We start from the raw sequence: 24,394 nt of genomic DNA, 5'->3' as shown, positions 1-24,394 counted from the left end.
GAGGGGGGTTGCTTCCGATAGCGGTGGATCAGTCACAACATCATTGACTGACACTCCGCTATCTGGAGCAAGCCCCCTCCCACATGTGTTTCTGTACCGCTGGAAACGCTATCTGCAACCGTTACAGTTTTTGCTGTCACTGCCGCGCGCCCTCGACTATTGTGGCAACTGTCCCCGTACACTTCTAAACTGTGCCGGTATGTTTCACACAAAAATAAAACGCCCGTGAAATCGAGTGCTGCGTCATGACCAATCTGTTGCTTTACCAACGTATTGCCCAGCAACTGGCTGAGGACATCCGGCGCGGTGTCTATCAACCGGGGGAGCGCGTGCCTTCGGTGCGCAAGATGAGCTCTCAGCTCAATGTGAGTCACGCCACGGTTTTGCAAGCCTACGCTAACCTGGAAGACCAGGGGTTGATCCGGGCGCGGCCGCAGTCCGGCTATTACGTGCACCAGACGCCCGCGCTCACCGCGCCCACGCCGGATATAGCTCGGGTAGAGCGCCCGGGGTTGGTGACCCGCAGCAGCATCATTCAACAGGTATTGGGCGAATCGCGCCGCGAAGGCGTGTTTCCACTGGGCGCCGCTGTGCCGAGTGTCGACTACCTGCCGGTGCGGGCGCTGCATCAGCAGTTGGCCAAGGTTACGCGCTTTCAGAGCCCTCGGGCCTTCAGCTATATGTTCAGCCCCGGCTTCGAGCCGCTGCGCCGCCAGGTGGCGATCCGCATGCGTGATGCCGGCGTGGTGGTCGATCCATCCGAAGTGGTGATCACCCACGGCTGCGTCGACGCGTTGCAGATGTCCCTGCGCGTACTGACCCGCCCCGGCGACCTGATCGCCGCCGAGTCGCCGACCTATTACGGTTTGCTGCAACTGGCCGACCTGCTCGGCCTCAAAGTGATCGAGATTCCCAGCGACCCCTCCACCGGCATGAGCCTGGAAGCGTTGCAGCTGGCGGCCAACCAATGGTCGATCAAGGCGCTGGTGCTGACCACACGCTTGAGCAACCCGCTGGGCGGCACCATGCCCGAAGAGCGGCAGAAGCAGTTGCTGCGTCTGGCCTCGGATTTCGATATCCAGATTGTCGAAGACGATATCTATGGCGAGCTGATGTTCGAACTGGGCCGCACCAAGGCGCTGAAAGCCTACGACCGCCTGGATCGGGTGATTTACTGCTCGAGCTTCTCCAAGACGCTGTCGCCCGGTGTGCGCATTGGCTGGATGATCGCCGGCAAATATCAACAGGAGATCCAGCGCCTGCAGATGTTCAGCACCCATTCGGCGTGCAGCGTGACGCAGATGGGCGTTGCTGCCTACCTGGAGAACGGTGGCTATGATCGCCACCTGCGTTACATTCGCCAGGAATACCGCAAGAACCTCAGCGCTTTCCAACTGGCGGTGCAGCAGTACTTCCCCGAAGGCACGCAGATGACCCGGCCCACCGGCGGTTTTATCCTGTGGGTCAGCTTGCCGGGGCGCGTCAATACGCAGGAGTTGCATGTGCGTGCCCTGCAACAGGGCATCAGCATTGCGCCGGGGCTGATTTTCAGCAATACAGAGCAGTTCAACCACTGCATTCGGCTCAACTGTGGCACGCCGTGGAACCGCGAGGCAGAGCGGGCGCTGATGACGCTGGGGATGCTGGCCAGCCAGTTGTGTCAGGAGACAAGCGCCGGCCTTTGAGGTGCGGAACCGGGACAATTCCTACAGGGCTGTGCGTGTCGTGCTTGTCATGCCGCGCACAACAAGCGAGCATATGGCCTTCTGCCGTTAATGCTGTTGGCGATATGAATTCGATTTTTCGCGTTGTAGGAATGATTGGCCTGTTAACGCTGTGCAACGTCGGCGTCGCAATGGCGGCCGCGCCCGTGTCGGACGCCAAATCTGCGGCAAGCGCCGCGCAGGCGGCCTCCACCAAGAAAACGGCGCAGGCGAAGAAAGCCACGGTCGCGAAGAAAAAGCGCGCCTCGGCCAGAAAAAAATCCAAGTCAGCCCGTGAGGTCGCCCAGACTAAACTGCCACCAGCACAACTGGACCTGTCACTGCCTTCGGACATGGTCAGGCATTTACAGCCGATCGGTACCATGCCCAAACCCAAAAGCGTGCCGCTGCTACCGCCGATGTTCGGCGACAAGCCCAGCGACAACAGCGCGTTCCAGATCAACGGCCGTTTGCTCAGCAACGAGATGAAGCTGCAACTGCGCAATGAAGAACGTCGTGATGTGGAAGGCGCCGCGCTGGATTTCGAATTCAAGCAATAACTATTGTGAGCAAGTGACGCCCTGGCTCGACCATCTGTCGCGGACTGGTCAGTCACTTGTTTTTTTGCGTGAAAAACCCTTGTTGGACCATTTTAAAACGGTTGTTCAAGGGCGTACCCTAGCCCCGCCATCCCATTGAGTCGTCGAGGACCTGTTGGTCATGAAATGCCGTGAAGGCTGTGGCGCTTGCTGCATTGCCCCCTCCATCAGTTCGCCGTTACCCGGTATGCCCCAGGGCAAGCCGGCGGGCGAGCGCTGCCTGCACCTGTCGGTCGAACAGCTATGCCAGCTGTTCGGCAAGCCCGAGCGGCCGGCTGTGTGCAGTGACTTCAAGGCGGACCTGGAGGTATGCGGCACCGACCAGGCTGATGCCATTCGGCTGATCGGCTGGTGGGAGCAGATGACGGCGGCTTGATGGGCTTTACTCTAGGAACTTCAACAATAAGGAATACAACGATGGGTTCGCTGAAACGAATGGCTGTGTTGTGCGGTTTCACGATGTTGTTTGCGGCCACCGCGCAGGCCGAGGACTGGCAGGTGGCCAAGGACGAAGACGGCATCAAGGTGTCCCTGAGCGAGGTTGCCGGCTCCAAGTACAAGGCCTATCGCGGTGTCACCTTGATCAAGGCGCCCGTGGCGAAGATTCAGGCGCTGCAGGAAGATGTCGCCGCTGCCTGTTCATGGATTCACGAATGCAAATCCCAGAAGCTGGTGGACAAGAAGGGCAATGAAGCCTGGACCTACACCCAGTTCAACGCACCTTTCCCGGTGACTGATCGCGATTCCTACACCCACATCACCACCACCAAAAATGCCGATGGCGGCATAACGCGTACATTGCAGGGCGTGCCGACCTACAAGCCGGAAGAAAAAGGCTACGTACGCGTGGCGCAGGTCGAAGGATTCTGGAAGCTGGTGCCCAAGGGTGATAACCAGACCGAGGTCACCTATCAGGTACACACGGAGCCTGGCGGCAGCGTGCCGTCCTGGCTGGCCAACAAGTTCGTGGTCGATGCGCCGTTCAACACCTTGAAAGCCCTCAAGGAACACGCCGAGAAATAATTGCTCTCGATCAGGTGCCTGCGGCCTTGAGCGGAACGTTTGACGAGCCCTCAAGGTCCAGATGGATGTGAGCCCACACATGGGTTTTATCGAGGAGGCACCGATGCAAATGTGGCAAATTACCTTCGTTGACGATCACGGTGTGCAGTCCGTGGAGCAGTTCGACTGCGAGCACAAGCCCAGCCTCGAAGATGCGGCGCACATGATTCGCAACAAACTCGTGCCGGTCGCCGCAGAACTCGACCTCAATGACCTTGAAGGCCGCAAGCCCGAGCCTACGGTCAAGATCCTCAAGGATCAGAACAGTATCCAGATCCTCGACATTTCGCCCGCCGCCTGAACATTCCTTGTTTGCCAGCGCAGCCCCTCTGGTGGAGGTGATAGCTTCGCGCTACTCTGCAAGCGAGATCAGCGAATGATTCGCTAGGTACTGGTCTTGTCAGCTACATGCTTGTTTTCCCTGCGGTGCAGTCATTGCCGTGGTGCTCGCGCCAACAGCGCGCGGGCTTCGGGAGGCACGGAAAGTCTATCCATCAGTTTGAGGAGGACGTTTCATGAGCACAGCCTATCAAGAAGACATCAGCACCCACGTTCTACGCCGCATGAAAGAAGGCGGTTTTGATTTTTCACGGTTTCACCCCATCGAGTTCTACGCGATTTTCCCGGATGAAGAACGGGCGCGCAGGGCTGCGGGTGAGTTTCGCGGGGAGTCCCTGAATGCCCAGGTCAGCGCACGCGATGATGGCGCCTGGTACCTGGAATTGAGCAAGATCATGTCAGCCACCTACGACGGCATAGGAGACTTCGAGCAAGACTTTGAAGCGGTGGTCGAGCCGTTGGGCGGGATCATTGAAGGGTGGGGCGTCAAGCATCAGGTGCGTGGGTTACCCATGTAGCCGTCTGCACAAACGCTGCGTATCGGCTGACCTTTGGGTCGGCCGATTTTGTTTGTGCTGTGGGAAAACACTGCGCGGATCTTTCGACAGCAAAAAAAAGCCACCCAAGTTGGGTGGCCTAAAGGGAAGATCGTTGCGCTGAAACTGTAGGACGCGTCCTGTTCAGCAGATGTTGGCGATTATCCGCAGCTTCAGCTGCGCAGTGAAATCAAGTCTGACTATGCTGTTGATAGTAAAACGCCGCCTTGCGATGACGCAGGCGAGCAATGCGCCGGGAGTTATGCGCACCAGGACGGTGTGGACATATCCGGGTAGTTATTCAACTCACTGATTTTTAAGTGTTTATGCCGATGGTACGGGCCTTGCGAAGGTCCGTATGTCCGGGTGACAAGGAGTTCGGCATGATCCGCACTTGTTTCGACGAAATGTACGACGGGGCAGGGCAGGTTCGTCCCCATTACCGTGAATTCGCCCGCTGGTTGGCGCAGACCCCGCCCGAACTGCTGGCCCAGCGCAGGCGCGAGGCCGATTTGCTGTTTCACCGAGCGGGTATCACCTTCACCCTCTACGGCGACGAGCAAGACACTGAACGCCTGATTCCCTTCGACATTATCCCCCGCAGCATACCGCTCAGTGAATGGCAGATTGTCGAGCGCGGCTGCATTCAGCGGGTCAAGGCGCTGAACCTGTTTCTTGCCGACCTGTATCACGAACAGCGCATCATCAAGGCGGGCATCATTCCCGCCGAGCAGGTGCTGGCCAACGAGCAATACCAACTGGCCATGCAGGGCCTGGATTTGCACCGCAACCTGTATTCCCACATCTCCGGGATCGATCTCGTACGCGATGGCGATGGCACTTACTACGTACTGGAAGACAACCTGCGTACACCCAGCGGTGTCAGCTACATGCTCGAAGACCGCAAAATGATGATGCGCCTGTTCCCTGAACTGTTTGCCGCCCAGCGCATCGCGCCGATCGATCACTACCCCAGCCTGCTGCTCGACACCCTCAAGAGCGCCAGCCCCATCGACAACCCCTGCGTCGTGGTATTGACGCCGGGACGCTTCAACAGCGCCTTCTTCGAGCACGCGTTCCTGGCCAGAGAAATGGGTGTGGAGCTGGTGGAAGGCGCCGACCTGTTCGTGCGCGATGACCACGTATTCATGCGTACCACTGACGGACCCAAGGCCGTGGATGTGATCTACCGTCGCCTCGATGACGCGTTCCTCGACCCGTTGGCGTTCAACCCCGATTCCATGCTCGGTGTGCCCGGCCTGCTGGCGGCTTATCGCTGCGGCAATGTAGTGCTGGCGAATGCGATTGGCACCGGCGTGGCGGATGACAAGTCGGTGTACCCCTTCGTCACCGAGATGATCCGCTTTTACCTGGACGAAGAACCGATCCTGAAGAACGTACCGACCTTTCAGTGCCGCAAGCCTGATGAATTGTCCCACGTGCTGGCCAACCTGCCGCACCTGGTGGTCAAGGAAACCCAGGGCTCCGGCGGCTACGGCATGCTGGTCGGGCCGGCATCCAGCGCAGCCGAAATCGAAGCCTTTCGCGCGCGCGTCAAAGCCAAACCCCACGCTTATATCGCCCAACCGACCCTGTGTTTATCCACGTGCCCGACTTTCGTCGACAACGGCATTGCACCGCGCCATATCGACCTGCGCCCGTTCGTGTTGTCCGGCAAGGAAACCCGCGTGGTGCCCGGCGGTTTGACGCGTGTGGCGCTGCGCGAAGGCTCGCTGGTGGTCAACTCGTCCCAGGGTGGGGGCACCAAGGACACTTGGGTGGTGGAGGATTGAGGCCATGTTGAGTCGAACTTCCTTCATCTACGTGGTGCGCACGTTGGGCGACACCATCCACGGTTCCTGCGCGGAGGCCCCATGAGACTCTCTATCAGTCACGAAACCACATACCACTACGAAGACCCGGTGCGCGCCAGCATCCAGTACCTGCGCCTCACTCCCCACGACAGCGAACGCCAGCAGGTCATCAGTTGGCAACTCGATCTGCCACGTCCGGTGCGCGCCCAAGTGGACCCGTTCGGCAACATCCTGCATGTGCTGACCCTGGATGAACCCCACGATGCAATCGTTATCCGCGCTCGCGGCCAGGTGGATATCGACGAGCTGCGCGAAGCCGAGCATGAGGGCCAGTCGGCGTTTCCCTTTCTGCGCTGCACCCGCCTGACCGAGCCGGACGAAGCGCTGCGCGGCTTTGCCGACCAGCACTGTCAGCAACGCCGTGACCGCAATGCGTTGATCGACCTGATGCACGCGCTCAACCAGAGCATGGTCTACACGCCTGGAGCCACCGAGGTCGATACCTGCGCGGCCCAGGCCTTCGCCGGCGGAGCGGGCGTGTGCCAGGATCACACCCATGCGTTTCTTGCCTGCGCGCGAAGCCTGGGGATTCCGGCGCGCTATGTGTCGGGGTATTTATACAGCGAAGACAGCACGCACCTGGCCAGTCACGCCTGGGCCGAAGCCTGGCTGGAGGACGCGTGGTACAGCTTTGACGTGACCAACCAGATGGCGCGGCCGCAGCGGCACCTCAAGTTGGCGGTGGGCCTGGACTACCTCGACGCCTGCCCCGTGCGCGGCATGCGCCGGGGCGGCGGGCATGAGCAGATGCACGCGAAAGTGTTGGTGATGCCGACACCGGTGATCGAGGTGCAGCAGCAATGATTGCGCCGCTCCTGCAGCATAAGACTCACGGTTGGGCTTTGCGCCCGGCCATGTGCTTCAAATACCCCACCAGCAAATCCAGTTCGCTGTCGGGCAATACACTGGCGGCAAACGCGGGCATCTTGGCCTGTGGCCAGTGCCGCACGTTCTGCGGGTCGCGAATATACCGCTTGAGAAAATCGCCGCTGAAATACTCGGTGGGGCTGTAGGGGATATTCAGGTCAGGCCCCACCTCTGCATCCCCGGCGCCATTGAGCCGGTGGCAGGCCAGACAGTTCTTCTGGAACAGTGCAAAGCCCTGGTTGACCGGATCATTCGCCGCCAGCTCAGGGGCGGGCAATAACGCCGGAAAACGCTCGGCCACGGTCTTTAGCTGTTTGATTCGGGAAACCTGAAACGGCCACTGCTCCGGGCTGATCGGCCCCGCCTGCGGGTCGGTCCACACCAGATAAAACGGCCCGGCGCTTGGTTTGCCAAGCGTCAGGGACGGCCAGGGGTGGGCCGGGTCCTCCACTGCCAGCCAGGCGCGAGCACCGGTTTTTTCCAGCAAGGGCGCGGCGTTGAGTTCGGCCGCAAACCCATCCAGGGCGACCGCCTGCAGATGACTCTGCGGTGCAAGCCCCGGCAACAGCACCGCCAGCGGCACTGCGCGATACGTCATATCGCGCTTGTAGGAAACGTCATCAACGATGTGCACCGTCTGCGCATCCGGGTGCTTGAGCAAGTCGGCGGTCTGCCAGGTCCTGCTGGTGTGGTCCAGTTCGATAGTCAATTGCGCGGCGCCGGCCGGCACGCTGAGCAGCAGGGCGAACAACGCAAGGAATGTTTTCAACAGTGAGCCCGTTTTCAAGTCGCAATGACCTTCAAGATAGCGGAAATCAGCTTGTAAAAAGACAGCCCCTGCAACGGGATCGCTATGCGCAATACCTCGCAGGTGCTGTCAAAAACTGCAATTCTGATGCGCTGGATGCACAGAACGAGTGGATCGGATCCTTACCCAATAACCTTGGTTAAATTGGGCAGGATCAAAATCAATGTGGTGGCGAACAGAATAAGTCCCGCCTGACGTACTTTCGAATGCTTGAACATGGCTGACTGCCTTTTGTTGTTATTCCTGAGCGTCAAATGCGTGCCGTTGAATCCAGTATCGCGATCTGGCGTGACATCTTTCTTACAGCTGCTCCAGCAAAACCCGGCAGCAACCTCTTACTGAGTTCAACCTTAGAGCCCTCGTTCTTGCACGCTTAGATTCATTTCATATCAGCTAAGCGTGATTCGAGCTTAAAAAGGCATGAGGCATAACTCCATATTGGCGCCAATGCCTTGGCTAGACAGCTAAAACGATTAATCAGGTCATTCCCTCAGATGCCTACCGTTCGTCCGGGCGCAGGGGGTCAAAGCGGCGAGCGCATCCGTTATTGAAACCGTGTCAATCGGGCCTGGATAAAGGCTTAGAGGGTGAACGAGCAGTTCTGCGCTTGCGTTATGGGCATGTTTCAAGGCAGGCTCTGGGTGTTCATTATTCCCATCGCCGTGTCAGGTATTTTTTATGTCGCTACGCGTCTGCATTCTGGAAACCGATATCCTGCGCCCTGGCTTGATTGATCAATACCAAGGCTACGGACAGATGTTCAAGCGTCTGTTTTCCCGGCAGCCGATTGCCGCCGAGTTTGTCGTCTACAACGTCGTGCAGGGCGAATACCCGCCGGATGACGAAGCTTTCGATGCGTACCTGATCACCGGCAGCAAGGCCGACTCCTTTGGAACCGACCCCTGGATCCAGACCCTCAAGACGTATGTGATGGAGCGTTACGCGCGCGGCGACAAATTGCTCGGTATTTGTTTCGGACACCAGTTATTGGCATTGCTGCTCGGCGGCAAGACCGAACGCGCGAGCCAGGGCTGGGGCATGGGCACTCACGATTACACGCTTGATGCCAAGGCCCCGTGGATGAGCCCGGAGGTACCGGAGCTGACGCTGCTGATCAGTCATCAGGACCAGGTCACCACCTTGCCGGCCAACGCCACGGTTATCGCCTCGAGTGAATTCTGCCCCATCGCCGCCTACCACATCGGTGATCAAGTATTGTGCTTCCAGGGCCATCCTGAATTCGTCGCTGATTACTCCCGCGAGCTGCTGGAAATTCTTCAGACAACCCTTGGGGAAAAGGTCTACACCCATGGCGTCGCAAGCCTGGAGCGAGACCACCACGGCGCCACCGTGGCGGAATGGATGATGCGCTTCGTGGCGCACAAACCCGAGTCGGCTTAAAGCCAGCCCGACCGCTTGAAGCTGGCCCACAGGCTGATGCAGCCGGTGGCAATCAACCCGAGCACCGCGAAGTAGCCGTAGTGCCATTGCAGCTCGGGCATGTTCTGGAAATTCATCCCGTAAATCCCCGCCACCGCCGTGGGGAATGCCAGGATCGCTGCCCACGCGGCGAACTTGCGCTGCACCACGCTCTGCCGTGACGCCTCCAGCAAGACGCCGATCTCGATGGTCTGGCTGGCGATATCGCGCAGAGTGGTGAGGTCTTCCATCTGCCGCGTCACGTGGATCTGCACATCACGGAAGTAAGGGCGCATGTTCTTGTCGATAAACGGGAAGCTCAGCTTCTGCAGTTCCTGGCTGATCTCCACCATCGGCGCCACATGGCGCTTGAGCCGCAGCACATCGCGGCGCAGGCCGTGGATCTTCTGGATATCGCGTTCGCTCAGCGAGCTGCACAGCACATTGCGCTCCAGCTCATCGATCTCGGCATGGATCGCTTCACTCACCGGCTGATAGTTCTCGGTGACGAAATCCAGCAGCGCATAGAGTACGAAATCTTCCCCATGCTCCAGTAACAGTGGCCGTGCCTCACAGCGCTGACGCACAAAGCCGTAGGACGCCGAGTGACCGTTGCGTGCGGTGATGATGTAGCCGTTGCCGGCAAAGATATGGGTTTCGATAAACTCCAGCTTGCCGTTCTCGCGCACCGGCGAGTAGGTGACGATAAACAGCGCGTCGCCGAAGGTCTCGAGCTTCGGGCGGCTGTGCTTTTCCATGGCGTCTTCGATTGCCAGTTCGTGCAGATTGAACTGGCGCTGCAGGTTGGTCAGCTCCAGGGTGCTGGGCTCTTCCAGCCCGATCCAGACAAAATGATTCGGTTTGGCGGCCCAGGCCGCGCCTTCATCAAGGGTGATATCCGTGACTTTCTTGCCATCGCTGTAAACGGCTGCCGCAACAACTCTACCCATGATGCTGATCACTTCTAGTCGGGAGGACAGGAGTTGGGCAGCTTAGCCTGATTGACGTTCCGTTGTTGCTCCGGCAATTTCACGGTCCAAGGCGGTGATGCATTCATCCATCTGCGCCTGGCACACTTGCATCAACGCTGGAATGTCATCCGCCGTCAGGCCCGCCGTCGGAATCGGCGCCAACGACCGTATGAGCACATCGCCACTGTTCCAGCGATTAAGCTGCATATGCGTCACGTAATTGCTGACACACACCTGCACGATGGGCACACCCGCCGCAATCGCCATATGAAACGCGCCTTTCTTGAATGGCAACAAGCCCTTGCCCAGATTTCGCGTGCCCTCCGGGAACACCCAGATCGACGTGTCTTCATGCTGCAGGGTACGCGTAGTGGTCAGCATCGCGCGGCGCGCCTTGTGCGCATTGCCCCGGTCGATCAGCACATTGCCCGCCAGCCAGAACAGCTGGCCGAACAGCGGCACCCATTTCAGGCTTTTCTTGGCGATACACACGGTGCGGTGGGGCACCACGGTGCCCAGCACAAACAGGTCATAGTTTGACTGGTGATTGGCGATCATCACGCAGGTCCCCGGCTTATCACGCAGCGAGTCGACATCGGCCTTCACGTTCAGGCGCAAAATCCACATCGCCGGCACTGCGTACAGGCGGGCACACAAGCGACTGTTGTCCGGATTGAACGGCCGGCAAATACCCAACAGCACGCCCAGCACGCCGGCGACCATAAAGTGCAGACCCATCAACAACATACGCAACAGAAACAGCATCGACACGGCCCATCGAGACAAAAGGTGGCGCAGTGTACGGATGTGCACTGTATTCGGCAATTGACCCTAAGGACGTAGGAGATGGCCGATGTTTAAGCGCATGTTTCAACAAGCGCTGACAAACCCTGTCTAGAGCGGCCAGTAAAGTTTCGGATTTTCTTGTAAGAAAAAGCCCGACACTAGGTCGGACTTCGGTGGGCGCGGTGCAGGAGCTTAACTGAGGCCATGGCTCTGATCCTGGATGATTGCGTCATCCAATGCCTCCAGCAGTGCCTTGCGCACCTTCAATTTGGTCTGCTTGTGCGCAGCCATATTGATCTTTTTCAACTGCCGCGCCGCTTCCAGAGCCGCTGCGTGCAGTTCCTCCGGTGCCACCACCTTGTCGAGGAAGCCCGCTTGCAGCGCGCCCTGCGGGTCAAACATCTCGGCGTTGATCACCGAGCGGTGGAATGCCGATTTGCGCAGGCGATCGCGCGCCAACTCGATGCCTGCGTGGTGCATGGTCATGCCGATCGCCACTTCGTTCAGGCCAATGCTGAACGGGCCCTCCACGCCGATCCGATAATCCGCCGACAGCAGCAGGAACGCGCCTTTGGCCACCGCATGCCCGGGGCACGCCACAATCACCGGGAACGGATGCGACAACAGGCGCCGCGCCAGTGTCGACCCGGAAGTCACCAGGCCGATGGCCTCGCGGGGGCCTGAGGTCATCACCTTCAAATCATAACCACCCGACAGAATCCCCGGCGTCCCGGTGATGACCACCACCGCCCGATCCTTCTCGGCCTGATCCAGCGCCTCATTAAAGGCGCTGACCACCGCCGGAGAAATGGCATTCACCTTGCCGTTGCTCAAGGTCAGGGTCGCGATACCTTCTTCGCAGTGGTAGGCAATCAACTCACTCATGACGCGTTTCCTTGCAGGACTTGTTATAGAAGAATGCAGCAGACGTTACCCACCACGCCCGCCCCGGTAAAGCGCCGTGACTGACTACCCAGTCAGGCTTTTCCCCGCACCTGCAAGGGTAGACGGCCCGGAGCAGGGCGTGACAATCGAGTCAGACGCACGCCGTCAGTGCCCGAGAATGGCACAATCACCACCCCCCGTCGGGTGTGTGCTGGCGGAGCGGTCTAACCGCATGAAAATTCTGAAAAAAACCTTTGCCATCAGAAAGGCTTTCGACTACATTAGCGCGCCTCGACAGACTGAACTGGTTTGCCGAGATACGGTGAAGTGTCCGAGTGGCTTAAGGAGCACGCCTGGAAAGTGTGTATACAAGAAATTGTATCGAGAGTTCGAATCTCTCCTTCACCGCCAAATTCGAAACGACTAAACCCCTGAAAACGTTAAAGTTTTCAGGGGTTTTGTGTTTTCAGAGGGTCAAAAAAGGCCCATATGGGAACATCCATGGGAACACGGGCTGCTGGTGCGCATCCGTTCGAACCCCGATTTATGGGGCTTTTTCACCACCTGGTGGCTGAATGCCCAGGGCGTGCTGCAGCATGCCGATGACGTCCGGGCCGTCCTCGTTGATCCACATGCCGTAGTGCTGGCGGATCATATTCGCGCTGGTGTGGCCCATCTGTTCGGCGATCCAGTCGACCGACGCCACGCCGGTGGTAAGCAGTTGGCTGGCGTACGTGTGTCGGCACTGGCCAGGACCGCGATAACGAACGCCGGCCGCTTTCAAGTGCGCTTTGAAGAACCTGTCCCTGACGACGAAGTCGCTGACGTGTGGCAGGCCACTCTTGGTGTTCAGAAATACAAAGTGCAGCTTGTGCTTGCGGATGGTCTTGTTGTCCCGCTCGACCACGTCGACCGTGTCCACAGTCTTGAGCTGGTTGATGGCGTCCAGTTTGCGCAACGCATCCCACGCCGGCTCCAGCAGACGCACCTTGCGTGTAGAGCGCCGGGTTTTAGTCACGCGATAGGCCCCGCGAACCTTGGAGCGGCGAAAAGTGACCGTCCCCTGTTTTAGATCGACGTCCTCCCAGGCCAGCGCGATGGTCTCTGACACCCGAGGGCCTGCCCAAATCATGAACTGCACCATCAGCAGTTCCTGGGTGCGGCTGGTGTGTGTTCCAAGGATCTGCTTGATTTCCGCCCTGGTGAACGGGTCCGGCGCCTCTGGATCGGGCAGACGAACGAATAACCCCTCGGTCGGGTCGTGTGCGACCTTCTTCCGGGTGCGGTAGAGCCTGAACACCTGGCGCACATTGCTGATGATGTCGCGTATGGTTTTGTTCTTCAGCCGCTTCGACAGCGGCCCCTGAATCCACTCCTGCAGGTCCAGGTGGTCGATCTGATCAATCTGAACGTCTCCCCATCGTGGCCGCACATGAACCTCGGCCTTGTTCTTGTACCCACGGAATGAGGTCGCTGCCACGCTGTTGCTCTTTATGGTCAGCCACAGATCCAGGTAGTGACCGAACGTGTTCTCGGCCAGCTTCGTCGACTCGGGAAAATGCCTGCGGTAATCGAAGGTGCCGGCTTGGATCTCATACTCGATCACCGTGACCAGGCGCTTTGCGTGTTCCCGGTTTTCCGGTGTGTTGCCACCGGGCACCAGCTCCCGGCACAGCTCGCCATTGAAACGAAAATAGACCCGCACCGAATTGCCACGGGCCTCTACGCCATCTGCCATATGCGTCCCCACGCGATGTATCGAAAGATTCTCCCAGTAGGAAGAAAAAAGGCCCGTCGCCGGGCCTGATGTATTGCGGTTTAAGTGTTGCCGATCACTGCTGACGAAGTAACCAGAACAGGCTGGCACTTTTTCTAGGTGCCGGTGTGATTCCGGCTTGTGCCTCCTCGGCTCGGCGCTTGGCGTTGGCTGCCTGGCGCGCCTTGCTGCACTTCTGGTGGTTGCCGTGGGCACGGGATCTGTTGCATTGGTCACAGACGCCCGTGAGGTCCAGGTTCCAGGGGAAGGATTTGCCGTTGTTCATGGTTACACCCCGGGGCGGTTTTTGAAGGCAAGCCAAATGTAGTGGCGACCTTTGGCGGTTACCTTGATCTTGCCGGTCTGCTTGTTCCAACTGATCAGGCGCAGTTCGTCGAGGATCGTTGTCAACGTGTGGCCCTGGTGCCATCCGGCCAACGCCTTGATACAGCCCTGGGCCAGAAGCCCCCGGAAGTCGGTGTGCCCGAAGTTGGTACCTTGGAACGAGCCCTGCATCTGCTCATCGGTCACAAGATCAGTGACGGCACGCACGTCTGGCTGGAGTCGGTAGCATTTATGCGTCATCGCCACCACCCTCAGCTGGTTGGCCTTGCGTGACCTGCTTGAACTCGATCACCCAAACCCACGGGTTGGCATTCCACGAATCCATTCCGTTGATCATCGTCCACAATCCACCGAACAATTCGCAGGGCGAATAATCATTGCCGTCAGGATCGATATCGCTCTCGGCGCTTTTCACACCTTCCGCAAGAGCTTGCTCGTTGCTGATGTCCTGCAGGCGCTCGACACGCACATGGGTAATCTCCAGCAGGATGCGGCTGGCCCAGCGAGGCATGTGGATGGATGGTCGCGTTTTCCCTAGCGTAATCATCGAACATCCGGTCTGCCGCACAGCACCATCCGCCAGGTACTGAATCGGCTCCCCTTGGCTCAGGTCTCGCGGTGCGACTGCATTCACTTGAGCGTCAGCTTGCCAAGCCTCGCGGACCCACAGCCGGTCACCGCGGCGACCATGAGGGCAGGCATGCTCCCCGCTGCACCAGAAATGGAAAATGCCAGGGCAGGTTTCAATAGGTGTTTGCGCCGACTGAATCCAGTCGCGTTTCACCTCGCGGCGCGTGACAGTCTTCTGGCCGGAGAGGATTGCGCGCACCATGGCGCCGGTGAAAAAAATTTGTCGTTCAATTGCAGCATTCATTGGAAAGTCCTATCACATCCGAAACGACTGATGAATGAACACGGGCTGAGCCTTATGTTCTGCGGGCTTTGCGTCCTCGCCTTGGATCTCGCAGACGAACCGGTGCAGCTTGCGGTTGGGCGCAGTCAGCTCTGCAGTGAGGCTTGGGACGACGCCAATGCACTGCTCGTAGGCACCCGATCCGCTCCAGCTATCAACCTTCACCACCTGGCAATCGGTCCGGGTCGCGTCTACGCAGAGGTAAAGCAGAAGGGATACGCTCACGCGCCGACCTCCTGCTGAGCAACGCTCAACGCAATCGCCACCGGCTGTACCCAAATCGAAACGTTGCTGAGCATGAACGTCTCACCGGCCTCGGATAGCAGCAGCGTCATGCCGAACACGTCGGCCATAGCCCTTGCCGCCGCGCGGGGCACAGCATTGCCGATCCGTTCCCGGTGGTTGCCATCGTTGATGCCGTCGAGCCGGAATACCCCCGCCTGTTCGATCTTCCGAACCCGCTGCATACGCTCGATCTCATGGGCGGTTTGTGGATCTGCTGACCAGTGATCCTCCGGGTCAAATAGCGATTGCAGCGCGGCCAGCTCCAGCGTGGTGAACGGCCGATGCCAGGTGCCGTCCAGGCTGGTGATCATGCAGGTCATCCGGTCGTTGGGCGCCGGCATGCGCTGGTCTGCAACCGACCATCGCCCGTTGTCATGACACGCGCTGGCGGAAACGGCGCCGGCTGGAGTGTTGTACTCCACCACCCCGTAGTGCCCGCCGGTCAGGTACGGGGAAGCGTTGATCAGCGAGTATGTCGACCAGGTGAACCCGGTCCGACCCGCTGGCCCAGTCGACGCCGATCCAGCGGCGTTTTTTAATCACCTGCAGTTCCGTCCAGGCGTTGTGGACTAACTGCGGCGCCATGAACACCGGCACTTCAAGTGCAAGTGTCAGGTGGCGGATGCAGCGATCAAACAGCAGATCGGAGTCCACAAGGTGTTCTGCCTCATGGCGTTGCAGGTAGGCGAAAGCAGCTTGTTGCATGCTGCTGCGGTAGTCATGAGTCTGTTGATCGAGGTTCATCACGCGCGCTCCATTTCCAGTTGTTCCAGCAGGTCGGGTTGATTGTTTTTCGGCATCAGGTTCTGACGTGCAAGGAGCCGGACTTTCGTAGGCGCAATGGGCAAAACCGTGAGGGGGCGCTCGATGCCCGAGGGGCTGAGCTGATATTCCCAAACCAACGAGCCGGAGAAGGTGGCGCCGCACAGCAGGTTGGTGCATTCGGCGTACATCGAGCGGAAACAGGGCGTCTGGCCTTCCGAGGTACGGATGCGCATGGAGTTGTTGCAGCAAGGGCACACCAGCTTGTAGGTACTCACAGGACGGCCCCTTGACTGTAAAGCTGGATGGTCGCGAACACCTCGGCGTAGCGGGCCGACATATAGGCGATCAACGCGGTGGTGATGGCGTCCGCTTCACGCTTTTCGATAACGCCGTCGTCCAGGGCGGCAGACATGATCTGGTCGACCATGCCGCGCTGGGCCGAGGCTTTGAGCGAGCGGCTGTACAGCTCGACGTTATCCAGCGTCTCCGGGAGGCTCAGTGGTACGAACATGCCGCCGTACATCGAAGCGATGTAGTCCGGCAGGAACGTGGTGCCGGCTACCTGCTCCAAGCGATAAATGTGTTCATCGGTCAGGGGACGGCTGCCTGCGCTCTCGTAGGCATGGTTGTCGAACTTCTTGAGGGGCATTCCGAGGTCTGCCGAGGCGTACATCCGACCGCCTGGGTAGGCGCCGATGACGGCCATAACGACGCTCTTTCTGCTGTCTAGAACTGGGCGCTTCATCTTCTGGTTTTCCCCTGGAGCCAGAGGCCCTAATTTGTGATCTGGCCGTCTTTGATTCCGAGCAATACAGCGGCGCGGTGAGCTTCGCCGCGCAGGCACTTTTTCTGCCCGTTCAAAACCGCGTAGACCGTCGACGGGTTGAATTCGTGTTCTTCAGCCCAGTCTTTGGCGGATATCCCGAGACGGGCGAGACGGTCACGGGCCTGTTGGCATGCTTGCTCGATGGGGGATGCGTTCGGCATAGTCTCGTTTCGTGTGGTTTCGTGTGATGACGTGCGGAGTATTTCCCATGTTCGTGTGATCGTCAAGTATTGATGGAGACAAATGTGGGCATTGGTGACCGCCTCAAAGAGGAAAGGGAGCGCTTGGGGTTCAGCCAGACTGAGTTTTCGGCCGTTGCTGGGGCCTCCAAAAACAGCCAGTACAACTACGAAAAAGGTGATCGAAGCCCGGACGCAAACTATCTCGCAGCGGTAGCGGAGAAAGGCGTGGACATTCTTTATGTGGTGACTGGGGAACGTAAGCCACAGGCAACTGATAGCATCGGTGGCGATGCTATGGAGTTACTCAAGCTGTATGAGGCTGTGGGTGAGCCCGATCGTCAGGTACTGCTGCGGATGGCTTCAGCATTCGCCAGCGTCGCGGTTTCAATCGCTGCGAAAGGCGGCAACTGAGCGAAGTAGCTATAGGCGGATGGATACAGCAAGCCGACCATGAAGGTCGGTTTTTTATGGAAGTTAATGGAGTAAAAGAATGGCGCTGAAGCCTTGTAAATCCTGTAAGCACGAAGTGGACAGCACTGCGAAAGTTTGCCCTAGCTGTGGTGTAAAGAACCCTGGCGTTACTGTGATCCAGCAGGTTTTCGGATTTGTAATTCTGCTGGTCATCATCGTTGTGACCGTGTCGATGTGTTCGGGGGGTAGTAAGGAAAAACACGTCCAGAAGGTCGCACAGAAAGCTTCATCAGATGCTGCTGTCCCCTCTGCATATTCCATTACGAAAGACGATTTTCGTGAAGGCAGGCCTCGCAAGGTTGAGGTCACGCTGCCAAAGCGTCTCAGTGACACTGAGCTGGCTGAAGTTTCAAAAGCCATCCGCGCCGACACGAAATTTGATGCCGAAAAAACCTTTATCGGCTTTCGTGTTGCAGGGCAAACCGATAAGGCTTATTGGGCCAGCGCTAGTTTCGATCCTGACTACAGATCCTCATTGATCGGCCTGGGTGCAAAGGATTACCAAGCACTTGCGGCCCTTGATCTGAAAGCCTACCCCAACAGAATCGGAAGCTGGCTGCGGGACGGTGCGCTGGGTCATGTGATGGTGCTGTTCAAGCTAAACGACAAGTATGTGATCGACTCTATCTTCCCAAGCGGTGGGAAGAATACTGACTTCTATGTAGGCAAAAAGCTGCCGGATGGTGGGTTGCGCCTGGATGATCCAGAAACCAGCTTCAACGAGTATTACGTCGTTGATGCCAGCGGCAACTTGCAAGGCTGGGGTGAGAACGGTGTTTACATGACGCTGCCTCCTTTCAAGCCAGCGCAGTGACGTAACGGCACACATATTTTTTCAATGTGGCCCGATGACACAGCAAAACGTGGTGGAAATTAGCTGTTCCCCGGGGAAACTTTAACGGCGCCATGTAGGCAACGAGTCCCCGTTGCGTGTGAAAGGAGTATTCGCATGATGGAGAACAGCGGTGTGTCAGAAAACCAAGTGTCAGTCGTAGATGCGAACTGCCTTAGCGATCAGGAACTGAAGTTGCTTTCAATTTTCAGGGCCATCAGCGCCCAGCGGCAACGAGATGTATTGCGTATGTTGGAGGTTTTCGCTTACGCATCAGAGCAGTAATCCTGCAGGCCCCGGACACGTTCCGGGGTTTATCACGACTTTTCTGCCTGAGCCCTTTTCCACTCCCGATCTACGGCGCGCTTGGCCGTTTTCTCACTGGCGTAGAGCCATCGCAACCGCCTCGGCTTCGTCTGATCACCCGCCGTTATTGTCTTTTCCTTCCCGGTTTTTTGATCGCGGTAGTACGCGATGATCCCCGTGTAGTTTCCGTTGCTCTCTTCTGCCAGGTCTTCGATATTGTCCTCCGGCAGCTTGCTTTCCAGCTCCAGGCTGACCGTATATCCACCATCCGCAGTCAGGCTGTGCTGCACATTGCCCCCGTACCAAATGATCTCGTCGATTTCCTCCTTCACGCCCTGCAGCGTGTATGTCAGCTCCGGGATCAAATCCGCCCGACCCATTGCCAGGGTATAGCTAAGCGTCGCGCTACCACGTTGCAGGCGCCGAAATTCCGATCTGGCAGCGCGTAGCGCTGACTGCTGGTCGCTATAGGTGTGCCGCAGGTCTTTGAGGTTATCGCCGCCGCCGGCAATTGCCTTCTGTTTCTTGGCGCTGTTCACGTCGTAATAGTAGGCGCGCACGCCGTCGTAGCTGTCGCGGTCGGCCTGCAGGTAACGGTGCTGGTCGCCGTCTGCACGGGTTAGGGTGATATGGGGTAGATTCAGCCCGCTGGCGGTCTTGCCGCCGCCTGCTGGCATGCACAACAGGCAACCGGCTTTTACGCTGGCCACAGCATCGAACTCTTCCCCCAGTCGGCTGATCAGGTTGGCATCAGACTCATTGGCCTGGTCGAGCTGCAGAATTGGCAGTGCGCCCAGTGCTCCCGCCACGGTCGACGTCAGGTTGTTACCCATAGCGATATCGCCAATGACTTTGCCCAGCGTGGTGTTGCTCCAGCTGCGCTCACGCTTGGTTTTTAGGCCCTTACGCAGGTCTGCTGATCGAGCGCGAATGCTGAGCACGTCCGGCGCACCACTGTGCTCGGTCTCGTCGACGGTGTATGTGCCTTTGTCCACCAGGCCTGTATCGCTCCACCCAAGCCACAATCGAAGCACCGCCCCCTTGGGTGGGATCGACAAAAGGCCATCATGGTCACTGAGCGTGATACTGAGCTGGTCGGCCTCGACACCCCTGTTGTCGGTCAGCGCCAAGCTCATCAGCCGAGGGCTCACCATGTACGCGATATCGAGCCCATCAACAGTGAGACGGAAGGCAGGAACGGGATAGGCAGCGTCCCGCGCGTACCCTTCTGCCGTGCTCCGCAGATAGCCAGTGACCTTGGATATGACTGATTCGATCACAGCAGCCCTCGCAGAATGTTGACGCCCATGCTGGTACCGGCGCCGATCAGATCGATACGGTCATCGTCGATGCGCTTGAGGCTGAGTGTGAATTCGATACGCCGCGCCGTACCGTCGTCGAAAAAGATCGTCTTGTTCTCGTTGAGGCTATCGATTACCCAAAGGCCGTAGATCCTGCCGCTGCCTTCAACCATCGGCCAGGCCTTGCCGGTGTTTGCCATCAGCCGTATCGCGTCCAGGCTGAGGGCGCTGCCGGCCAGTTCGGGAAAGATAATGCCGGGCAGGGTAATGGTGTCTTCACCACGACCAACGAACTGCCGCGCGGGTGCGGCGCCTACTCTGTTGTTGCTGGCATGACGCCAATCGGTTTGTCGCTGCAGTTCCTGGTAGGCGGCGGTGCTGAGGCTAAACACGAACATGCCGAGGGCCATCATCATGGTTGTTATTCCTGATCAGAAAGTTTGCTGCGCTGACGCGCCTTCTTTTCGTTTTCTATACGGGCCATCAGGGCGCGCACTGTCTTTTCAAGGCTTTGCAGGTCGGTGCCAGGCCCCGCCGTAATGCTCAGTTCATAGGTGTCGTGGCTATCATAGACAGGCCCTTGGCGCGCGCTACTTATTGGCGGCGTGGTATCCACAGCGAAGGTCGGCGTGGCGGTGACGCCCAGGGCAAGCGTGCTTGCTGCTGTCAGCTGCTTTGTCATGCCGGCGAGTGCGCTGAGCGGACCTTTCTGTCCATCTTCCAGGCCTTGAGTGAGACCTGCCATCGTGAACCCACCCAGTTCTGCGAACACCCGCGACGGGCTATGGATCCCTAGCTTTTCCTTGAACCATCCAATGCTGCTGTCGCCGATCGAGGTGATGGTGTCTTTGACGGAGCCGAGACCTGCTTTGAGGCCATTGACCAAGCCATCGACGATCATCCCTCCGAACTCGGTGAAGCGGCTGGGCAGGTCAATGCCCAAGTAATTGAGGACGCCGGCAAAGGCTTGGTACAGCAGGCCTAGGGGACTGAAGTTAATAAGGGTGGCTGTAATGCCGCCAATTCCGCCATCGAAGCCCGCTTTGATTTCGGTCCATGCATTCGAAAAGTAGCTTTTCACCGCATCCCAGTTTTGGTAGATCAGATAGGCCCCTAGCGCGAGCGCGGCGACGACTGCTGCGATGATAAGCACAATCGGGTTTGCGGATAGGCCCCATAGCGCAATGCCAACGGTACGAAGCGCAGTAACGACCGGGCCTATGAGAATGGCGCCGAGCCCTCGCAGGACCGTTCCGAACACTTTGAATATTCCGATGATGCCCGGCAGGCGGATGCCAAACATGGCCAGGCCGAAGCGCAAGAAGAGAAACGGACCCAGAATGCCTGCGAGCGTGAGCGCAAGCCCGCCGAATACGGCTGACATTAATGCGACGCTCGCTACGATCTTCAGCAGGCTGGCCGTCAATGTGGGGTTGGCCTTCACCCAACCATTGACCTTATCAAGTACGCCGCCGATCGCATCCATAACATCGACCATGGTGGCCCGAACTGCTTCGCCCGCGCCGCTTTTGGTGTTGAACAGTTTGTTCTGCACGACCTGCCAGCGCCCTGCGATCGCATCGGCCCGAACATCCATTTCGCGCTGCATAGAGCCAGCTGCAGCGGCGTCGTCGACCAGTTTTAGCTGACGGCGCAACTCCTCCAGATTGTTGACCAGCTTGCCGGCATCCTTGCCGAACTCCTTCCCGAAAATTCGCGTCGATACTTCAGTCTGCTGTTCGGGCGTGAGCTTCTTAATGCGCTCAAGCAATCCCATCATTGTGCCCATGGCGTTTTTACTCATACCCTTCTGCACAGCTGCGGGGTCGAGTTTCACCATCTTCATGCCTTCCCGAAATTTCTTGCCCTGCATGTTCGCAATCGCCAGCTCTCGCACCATTGCCCGAGCCGCGCTGGCGGCAACTTCTGGTGCCGACCCCAGCGATAGGAAGGTGCTGCCCAGCGCCGCCGCCTTGCGGTAATCCAGCTTGTCCGCGACGTCGCTCATTCGCGTCAAGGTCTCGATGATGTCGCCACCCTTCGATCGGGTGTTGTCATCCAGATAGTTCAGCGCGTCGCCCAATTCGGCGATATTTTTGATAGGCACTTTGTACAAACCGGCAATTCGGCCCATGTCCTCACCGACCTGTTCGGCCGGCAGATCGAACGCCACGGCAGCGGTAGCTGACACCTTCGCCATGTTCAGCAGGTTTTCCTTGCCCTGAATGCCCGCACGCGCCTGGGCCTCGAGCAGCACCTGAAGTCTCAGATCATTCGCCATCGGTGGAGCTCCGCACCCTGGCGCGCTCGCGCCATGCCATCAGGTCTTGCAGGCCCAACTGATCCATGTCAGCTGGTGCCCAGTGAAAAACCACGGCCAGGTCGGCCATGGCGTCCTCTACGCAACGAGGGATGCGTCCGTCTTCATCGACTTCTGTAGCAAAAAACCAGACACCTTGGCGCCGATCGCGAACAGGTCAGCGGGATCCATTGAAGTGATCTCTACGGCGGTGAGGGTAGGGCTGCAGATGCGCGGCACCACTTTCACCAGGCTGTTGACGTCCATTTGCAGCAGCTCGGACAGACTCACGCCCCGCAGTTCACCCGAATTGGGTTTGCGCAGGGTGATGGCGTCGATCGTGCTGGCGCCACGGCGGATCGGGGTGTCGAGCACGACCTTGTTGTCGTCGACCAACTGCAGCATGTCGGGTTTTTCGGTGGCGGCGGATTGGTCGGTATCGGTGGTGTTCATGTTAATGCTCCAGGTTGTGGGTCAACGGTTTACGTGGTGGGGAAAGGGTCAGAAGCCCAGGGCGTTACGCTGTTTTTCAAGCATGTCGACGCCTCCGACCTTCTCGATGAAGTTGAGCAGGTCGATTTCGATGATTTCTTCGTTGTCGACGGTCAACTTGTAGTAGGTGCAGGTGGTTTTCATCGAATGCTCGGTGTCTTCACCAGGCTTGGCTTCGCCCATTTCGATGGTTTCGTGACGGCCGCGCACGACAATTTCCACCGCGCTGACTTCACCGGTGTCGTCCTGTTCGTAGGCACCGGCAAAGCGCATGGCAACGCCGGACGCGTTGACCATGCCAAATTGCTTCAGGCTGACCAGGTCCAGCCCGCCGGTTTTCCATTCCAGCTGGATGCCGTCGTCCGACATGCCCAGATCAGCCTTGACCGGGCCGTTCATGCCGCCGCCGCGATAGGCTTCCATCTTGCGACCGAGGGCGGGCAGGGTGACGGACTTGACGACACCCCTGTAGATGTTGGCGTCGTTGAACAACATGAGGTTCTTGAGTTTGCGTGGCATTGCCATGGCGGCGTTCTCCGGGTGTTTAACAGGGGGTTAGGTCCCCTTGCGGGGAGGCCCGGTTCAGCTATTGATCTGGCTGGCGAACTGCATCAGGTAGCTGTCGGTGATGCGCTGGCGCAGGGTCAAATCTTCCAGGGGCGGCACAGGCGTGTAGTCGTAATCGATCGTCAGCTTGCCGGCCTTCAGGGTGTCTTTGTCATTGATATCTTCGGGATACCAGCACTTGCCGCCGATCAGATAGCCCTGGGCAATCAGCTCGCGAAACTTGGCGTTGATGCCTTCGATGATGTCCCGCACCAGGGATGCGTGCATGGGCTTGTCCACGGCCCACATATGGGCCTCGGCCATAGTGTCGGCGAGGATCTGCGCGGTGCGGGTGTAGTTCTCGAAGGCGAACAGCGGATCTTCGCTGCAGGTGCGGCTGCCCCAAAAGCGGAAGCCTCCCTCATTGATCAGCGTGGTGATCTCGTTGCTGTTGAGGTAGTTGGCGTCGGTGGCCGGGTTCTGTAGATCCCAGAACACGTCTGCGCTGATGCCGGTGACGCCGTTGACGGCGACGTTGGAGAGAGTTTTGTGCCAGCCGGTTTCCTGGTCGATTTTGGCTCGCAGGCCGAGGGCGCGGGCTACGGCCGACGCGGTGACGGTCTTGCTGGTGACGGTGTCCCAGTTCTGGAACTCCGGCCAGATCACCATGACTTCGCGGGCGCCGAAGTTCTCGCGGTAAGCAACCACCTCTTCCTTGGTTTTACAGTCCCAGGCACTGACGTAAGCAAAGGCACGCAGGTTTTGAGCGATCGATACCAGCGCCGTAGCTACCGGCTGGCTGTCGAGGCCAGGCACGCCGAGAATGCGCGGCGTCATGCCCACGCGGGCCTTGGCAGCGAGTAGGGCTTTCATGCCGGTGTATTGGCCGGTTGCGGTGGTAGTGCCGATCAACGCGGTGGTGGTAGCGGCTGCGTCCGCGCCTTCCTTGACCCGCACCACGATGACGTACGGCTTGGTCTGGTCTGCGATCGCCTGCAGGCTGCTCGCCAGGGTGCCCTTGATGCCGGCCTTGGCGATGGCGCTTTGCACGTTGGTCAGTAGGACGGGGGTGTCCAGCGGGAAAGCGAGTGGGTCTGCATCGTCAGCCGTACAAACCAGCCCGATGACTGCGGTAGCGATGGTGCGAATGGGGCGGGTGCCGTCGTTGAGTTCGATGACCCGCACGCCGTGGAGATAGTCTGAACCGGCCATGGGTGGTTGCCTGC

32 protein-coding genes, 1 tRNA gene and 1 pseudogene are annotated in these 24,394 nt (G+C 58.6%); 13 read left to right on the top strand and 21 right to left on the bottom strand.

What is annotated here, in order from left to right; genetic code table 11:
• The first annotated feature begins 245 nt into the window (after window positions 1-245).
• From H045_RS14350 to H045_RS14315, 8 genes are all read left to right on the top strand, one after another.
• Window positions 246-1,685 (top strand): aminotransferase-like domain-containing protein, encoded by a 1,440-nt coding sequence (locus H045_RS14350; RefSeq protein WP_003230241.1) that lies wholly within the window; start codon window positions 246-248, stop codon window positions 1,683-1,685.
• Between the two features lie 104 nt (window positions 1,686-1,789).
• On the top strand, window positions 1,790-2,263 hold the full coding sequence (locus H045_RS14345) for a hypothetical protein (RefSeq protein WP_032869678.1): 474 nt from the start codon (window positions 1,790-1,792) through the stop codon (window positions 2,261-2,263).
• A gap of 160 nt (window positions 2,264-2,423) precedes the next feature.
• Window positions 2,424-2,678, top strand: a complete 255-nt coding sequence (locus H045_RS14340) for a YkgJ family cysteine cluster protein (RefSeq protein ID WP_003230243.1) — start codon at window positions 2,424-2,426, stop codon at window positions 2,676-2,678.
• 41 nt (window positions 2,679-2,719) lie between these two features.
• The gene (locus H045_RS14335) at window positions 2,720-3,325 is read left to right on the top strand and encodes an START domain-containing protein (protein WP_015372745.1); all 606 of its coding nucleotides are present in this window, start codon (window positions 2,720-2,722) and stop codon (window positions 3,323-3,325) included.
• Between the two features lie 103 nt (window positions 3,326-3,428).
• Window positions 3,429-3,665 (top strand): hypothetical protein, encoded by a 237-nt coding sequence (locus H045_RS14330; protein WP_003230245.1) that lies wholly within the window; start codon window positions 3,429-3,431, stop codon window positions 3,663-3,665.
• A gap of 214 nt (window positions 3,666-3,879) precedes the next feature.
• Window positions 3,880-4,221 (top strand): ribonuclease E inhibitor RraB, encoded by a 342-nt coding sequence (locus tag H045_RS14325; protein WP_003230246.1) that lies wholly within the window; start codon window positions 3,880-3,882, stop codon window positions 4,219-4,221.
• A gap of 401 nt (window positions 4,222-4,622) precedes the next feature.
• Window positions 4,623-6,032, top strand: a complete 1,410-nt coding sequence (locus tag H045_RS14320; protein ID WP_015372743.1) for a circularly permuted type 2 ATP-grasp protein — start codon at window positions 4,623-4,625, stop codon at window positions 6,030-6,032.
• Between the two features lie 81 nt (window positions 6,033-6,113).
• Complete coding sequence (locus tag H045_RS14315) at window positions 6,114-6,917, top strand: transglutaminase family protein (protein WP_003230249.1); 804 nt, start codon at window positions 6,114-6,116, stop codon at window positions 6,915-6,917.
• 25 nt (window positions 6,918-6,942) lie between these two features.
• Here H045_RS14315 and H045_RS14310 read toward each other — a convergent pair whose 3' ends face one another.
• Entirely contained in the window at window positions 6,943-7,749 is an 807-nt protein-coding gene (locus H045_RS14310) for a c-type cytochrome (RefSeq protein ID WP_041931637.1), read from the bottom strand.
• A gap of 717 nt (window positions 7,750-8,466) precedes the next feature.
• Between H045_RS14310 and H045_RS14305 the strand changes: the two genes are divergently transcribed.
• Window positions 8,467-9,189: an amidotransferase gene (locus H045_RS14305; RefSeq protein ID WP_015372741.1), complete on the top strand. Its 723-nt coding sequence runs from the start codon at window positions 8,467-8,469 to the stop codon at window positions 9,187-9,189.
• Here H045_RS14305 and H045_RS14300 read toward each other — a convergent pair.
• From H045_RS14300 to H045_RS14290, 3 genes are all read right to left on the bottom strand, one after another.
• The gene (locus H045_RS14300) at window positions 9,186-10,157 is read right to left on the bottom strand and encodes a magnesium and cobalt transport protein CorA (protein WP_003230257.1); all 972 of its coding nucleotides are present in this window, start codon (window positions 10,155-10,157) and stop codon (window positions 9,186-9,188) included. The two genes, H045_RS14305 and H045_RS14300, sit on opposite strands and share 4 nt — an antisense overlap.
• A gap of 42 nt (window positions 10,158-10,199) precedes the next feature.
• A complete protein-coding gene (locus H045_RS14295; protein ID WP_015372740.1) occupies window positions 10,200-10,943 on the bottom strand; it encodes a lysophospholipid acyltransferase family protein in 744 nt (247 codons plus the stop codon).
• Window positions 10,944-11,156: 213 nt separating this feature from the next.
• Window positions 11,157-11,849, bottom strand: coding sequence for a crotonase/enoyl-CoA hydratase family protein (locus H045_RS14290; RefSeq protein ID WP_003230260.1), 693 nt, complete (start codon window positions 11,847-11,849; stop codon window positions 11,157-11,159).
• Window positions 11,850-12,170: 321 nt separating this feature from the next.
• On the opposite strand from H045_RS14290, the gene H045_RS14285 reads away from it, so the two are divergent.
• Window positions 12,171-12,260: transfer RNA gene (locus H045_RS14285), tRNA-Ser, on the top strand.
• Window positions 12,261-12,393: 133 nt separating this feature from the next.
• Here H045_RS14285 and H045_RS14280 read toward each other — a convergent pair.
• The 10 genes and pseudogenes from H045_RS14280 to H045_RS14235 form a co-directional block, all read right to left on the bottom strand.
• Window positions 12,394-13,587: an Arm DNA-binding domain-containing protein gene (locus H045_RS14280; RefSeq protein WP_015372739.1), complete on the bottom strand. Its 1,194-nt coding sequence runs from the start codon at window positions 13,585-13,587 to the stop codon at window positions 12,394-12,396.
• Between the two features lie 94 nt (window positions 13,588-13,681).
• On the bottom strand, window positions 13,682-13,891 hold the full coding sequence (locus H045_RS24595) for a hypothetical protein (RefSeq protein WP_041931516.1): 210 nt from the start codon (window positions 13,889-13,891) through the stop codon (window positions 13,682-13,684).
• 2 nt (window positions 13,892-13,893) lie between these two features.
• Entirely contained in the window at window positions 13,894-14,190 is a 297-nt protein-coding gene (locus H045_RS14270; protein WP_015372738.1) for a hypothetical protein, read from the bottom strand.
• Complete coding sequence (locus tag H045_RS14265) at window positions 14,180-14,824, bottom strand: hypothetical protein (RefSeq protein WP_049818589.1); 645 nt, start codon at window positions 14,822-14,824, stop codon at window positions 14,180-14,182. The genes H045_RS14270 and H045_RS14265 overlap by 11 nt, the downstream gene beginning before the upstream one ends.
• Before the next feature lie 12 nt (window positions 14,825-14,836).
• On the bottom strand, window positions 14,837-15,088 hold the full coding sequence (locus H045_RS14260) for a hypothetical protein (RefSeq protein WP_015372736.1): 252 nt from the start codon (window positions 15,086-15,088) through the stop codon (window positions 14,837-14,839).
• Window positions 15,085-15,597 (bottom strand): annotated as a pseudogene (locus H045_RS14255) (DNA cytosine methyltransferase); the annotation flags it as partial. The pseudogene H045_RS14255 and the gene H045_RS14260, both read right to left, overlap by 4 nt.
• Complete coding sequence (locus H045_RS14250; RefSeq protein ID WP_015372734.1) at window positions 15,521-15,892, bottom strand: hypothetical protein; 372 nt, start codon at window positions 15,890-15,892, stop codon at window positions 15,521-15,523. The gene H045_RS14250 and the pseudogene H045_RS14255, both read right to left, overlap by 77 nt.
• Window positions 15,892-16,188 (bottom strand): ogr/Delta-like zinc finger family protein, encoded by a 297-nt coding sequence (locus H045_RS14245; RefSeq protein WP_015372733.1) that lies wholly within the window; start codon window positions 16,186-16,188, stop codon window positions 15,892-15,894. The genes H045_RS14250 and H045_RS14245 overlap by 1 nt, the downstream gene beginning before the upstream one ends.
• Window positions 16,185-16,658: a YmfL family putative regulatory protein gene (locus H045_RS14240; RefSeq protein WP_049818588.1), complete on the bottom strand. Its 474-nt coding sequence runs from the start codon at window positions 16,656-16,658 to the stop codon at window positions 16,185-16,187. Before H045_RS14240 ends, H045_RS14245 begins: the two co-directional genes overlap by 4 nt.
• Window positions 16,659-16,687: 29 nt before the next feature.
• A complete protein-coding gene (locus H045_RS14235) occupies window positions 16,688-16,900 on the bottom strand; it encodes a DNA-binding protein (RefSeq protein ID WP_015372731.1) in 213 nt (70 codons plus the stop codon).
• A gap of 84 nt (window positions 16,901-16,984) precedes the next feature.
• Between H045_RS14235 and H045_RS14230 the strand changes: the two genes are divergently transcribed.
• The 3 genes from H045_RS14230 to H045_RS25095 all read left to right on the top strand — a co-directional run bounded on the left by H045_RS14230 (window position 16,985) and on the right by H045_RS25095 (window position 18,509).
• The gene (locus H045_RS14230; protein WP_015372730.1) at window positions 16,985-17,332 is read left to right on the top strand and encodes a helix-turn-helix domain-containing protein; all 348 of its coding nucleotides are present in this window, start codon (window positions 16,985-16,987) and stop codon (window positions 17,330-17,332) included.
• A 79-nt stretch (window positions 17,333-17,411) separates the two neighbouring features.
• Complete coding sequence (locus tag H045_RS14225) at window positions 17,412-18,206, top strand: zinc ribbon domain-containing protein (protein ID WP_015372729.1); 795 nt, start codon at window positions 17,412-17,414, stop codon at window positions 18,204-18,206.
• 135 nt (window positions 18,207-18,341) lie between these two features.
• Entirely contained in the window at window positions 18,342-18,509 is a 168-nt protein-coding gene (locus H045_RS25095; RefSeq protein ID WP_157225361.1) for a hypothetical protein, read from the top strand.
• A gap of 32 nt (window positions 18,510-18,541) precedes the next feature.
• On the opposite strand, the gene H045_RS14220 is transcribed toward H045_RS25095, so the two are convergent.
• Genes H045_RS14220 through H045_RS14190 form a run of 7 tightly spaced genes read right to left on the bottom strand, consistent with a single transcriptional unit; the run spans window position 18,542 to window position 24,380 of the window.
• Complete coding sequence (locus H045_RS14220; RefSeq protein ID WP_015372728.1) at window positions 18,542-19,810, bottom strand: phage late control D family protein; 1,269 nt, start codon at window positions 19,808-19,810, stop codon at window positions 18,542-18,544.
• Complete coding sequence (locus tag H045_RS14215) at window positions 19,807-20,247, bottom strand: phage tail protein (RefSeq protein ID WP_015372727.1); 441 nt, start codon at window positions 20,245-20,247, stop codon at window positions 19,807-19,809. The genes H045_RS14220 and H045_RS14215 overlap by 4 nt, the downstream gene beginning before the upstream one ends.
• 5 nt (window positions 20,248-20,252) lie before the next feature.
• Window positions 20,253-22,112 (bottom strand): phage tail tape measure protein, encoded by a 1,860-nt coding sequence (locus H045_RS14210; RefSeq protein ID WP_015372726.1) that lies wholly within the window; start codon window positions 22,110-22,112, stop codon window positions 20,253-20,255.
• A complete protein-coding gene (locus tag H045_RS24590) occupies window positions 22,102-22,221 on the bottom strand; it encodes a GpE family phage tail protein (protein WP_015372725.1) in 120 nt (39 codons plus the stop codon). The genes H045_RS14210 and H045_RS24590 overlap by 11 nt, the downstream gene beginning before the upstream one ends.
• An 8-nt stretch (window positions 22,222-22,229) precedes the next feature.
• Complete coding sequence (locus H045_RS14200; protein ID WP_015372724.1) at window positions 22,230-22,583, bottom strand: phage tail assembly protein; 354 nt, start codon at window positions 22,581-22,583, stop codon at window positions 22,230-22,232.
• A gap of 48 nt (window positions 22,584-22,631) precedes the next feature.
• Window positions 22,632-23,147 carry a phage major tail tube protein gene (locus tag H045_RS14195; RefSeq protein ID WP_015372723.1) on the bottom strand — a complete coding sequence of 172 codons (516 nt, stop codon included), beginning with the start codon at window positions 23,145-23,147 and terminating at the stop codon, window positions 22,632-22,634.
• 57 nt (window positions 23,148-23,204) lie between these two features.
• Window positions 23,205-24,380 carry a phage tail sheath protein gene (locus H045_RS14190; RefSeq protein ID WP_015372722.1) on the bottom strand — a complete coding sequence of 392 codons (1,176 nt, stop codon included), beginning with the start codon at window positions 24,378-24,380 and terminating at the stop codon, window positions 23,205-23,207.
• Between the last annotated feature and the right edge of the window lie 14 nt (window positions 24,381-24,394).

The organism is Pseudomonas poae RE*1-1-14, from assembly GCF_000336465.1.
In the GTDB taxonomy this organism is placed as follows: Bacteria; Pseudomonadota; Gammaproteobacteria; order Pseudomonadales; family Pseudomonadaceae; genus Aquipseudomonas; species Aquipseudomonas poae.
This window is presented reverse-complemented; position numbering and strand designations above follow the sequence as displayed.

Coding starts and splice junctions, on each gene's coding strand:
- H045_RS14195 (WP_015372723.1), bottom strand. CDS start 23,147: ATGGCAATGCCACGCAAACTCAAGAACCTCATGTTGTTCAACGACGCC.
- H045_RS14270 (WP_015372738.1), bottom strand. CDS start 14,190: ATGACGCATAAATGCTACCGACTCCAGCCAGACGTGCGTGCCGTCACT.
- H045_RS24590 (WP_015372725.1), bottom strand. CDS start 22,221: ATGGCCGACCTGGCCGTGGTTTTTCACTGGGCACCAGCTGACATGGAT.
- H045_RS14215 (WP_015372727.1), bottom strand. CDS start 20,247: ATGATGATGGCCCTCGGCATGTTCGTGTTTAGCCTCAGCACCGCCGCC.
- H045_RS14280 (WP_015372739.1), bottom strand. CDS start 13,587: ATGGCAGATGGCGTAGAGGCCCGTGGCAATTCGGTGCGGGTCTATTTT.
- H045_RS14190 (WP_015372722.1), bottom strand. CDS start 24,380: ATGGCCGGTTCAGACTATCTCCACGGCGTGCGGGTCATCGAACTCAAC.
- H045_RS14305 (WP_015372741.1), top strand. CDS start 8,467: ATGTCGCTACGCGTCTGCATTCTGGAAACCGATATCCTGCGCCCTGGC.
- H045_RS14350 (WP_003230241.1), top strand. CDS start 246: ATGACCAATCTGTTGCTTTACCAACGTATTGCCCAGCAACTGGCTGAG.
- H045_RS14225 (WP_015372729.1), top strand. CDS start 17,412: ATGGCGCTGAAGCCTTGTAAATCCTGTAAGCACGAAGTGGACAGCACT.
- H045_RS14345 (WP_032869678.1), top strand. CDS start 1,790: ATGAATTCGATTTTTCGCGTTGTAGGAATGATTGGCCTGTTAACGCTG.
- H045_RS14315 (WP_003230249.1), top strand. CDS start 6,114: ATGAGACTCTCTATCAGTCACGAAACCACATACCACTACGAAGACCCG.
- H045_RS14295 (WP_015372740.1), bottom strand. CDS start 10,943: ATGCTGTTTCTGTTGCGTATGTTGTTGATGGGTCTGCACTTTATGGTC.
- H045_RS14290 (WP_003230260.1), bottom strand. CDS start 11,849: ATGAGTGAGTTGATTGCCTACCACTGCGAAGAAGGTATCGCGACCCTG.
- H045_RS14300 (WP_003230257.1), bottom strand. CDS start 10,157: ATGGGTAGAGTTGTTGCGGCAGCCGTTTACAGCGATGGCAAGAAAGTC.
- H045_RS14325 (WP_003230246.1), top strand. CDS start 3,880: ATGAGCACAGCCTATCAAGAAGACATCAGCACCCACGTTCTACGCCGC.
- H045_RS25095 (WP_157225361.1), top strand. CDS start 18,342: ATGATGGAGAACAGCGGTGTGTCAGAAAACCAAGTGTCAGTCGTAGAT.
- H045_RS14210 (WP_015372726.1), bottom strand. CDS start 22,112: ATGGCGAATGATCTGAGACTTCAGGTGCTGCTCGAGGCCCAGGCGCGT.
- H045_RS14240 (WP_049818588.1), bottom strand. CDS start 16,658: ATGAAGCGCCCAGTTCTAGACAGCAGAAAGAGCGTCGTTATGGCCGTC.
- H045_RS14200 (WP_015372724.1), bottom strand. CDS start 22,583: ATGAACACCACCGATACCGACCAATCCGCCGCCACCGAAAAACCCGAC.
- H045_RS14235 (WP_015372731.1), bottom strand. CDS start 16,900: ATGCCGAACGCATCCCCCATCGAGCAAGCATGCCAACAGGCCCGTGAC.
- H045_RS14320 (WP_015372743.1), top strand. CDS start 4,623: ATGATCCGCACTTGTTTCGACGAAATGTACGACGGGGCAGGGCAGGTT.
- H045_RS24595 (WP_041931516.1), bottom strand. CDS start 13,891: ATGAACAACGGCAAATCCTTCCCCTGGAACCTGGACCTCACGGGCGTC.
- H045_RS14265 (WP_049818589.1), bottom strand. CDS start 14,824: ATGAATGCTGCAATTGAACGACAAATTTTTTTCACCGGCGCCATGGTG.
- H045_RS14250 (WP_015372734.1), bottom strand. CDS start 15,892: ATGAACCTCGATCAACAGACTCATGACTACCGCAGCAGCATGCAACAA.
- H045_RS14335 (WP_015372745.1), top strand. CDS start 2,720: ATGGGTTCGCTGAAACGAATGGCTGTGTTGTGCGGTTTCACGATGTTG.
- H045_RS14330 (WP_003230245.1), top strand. CDS start 3,429: ATGCAAATGTGGCAAATTACCTTCGTTGACGATCACGGTGTGCAGTCC.
- H045_RS14340 (WP_003230243.1), top strand. CDS start 2,424: ATGAAATGCCGTGAAGGCTGTGGCGCTTGCTGCATTGCCCCCTCCATC.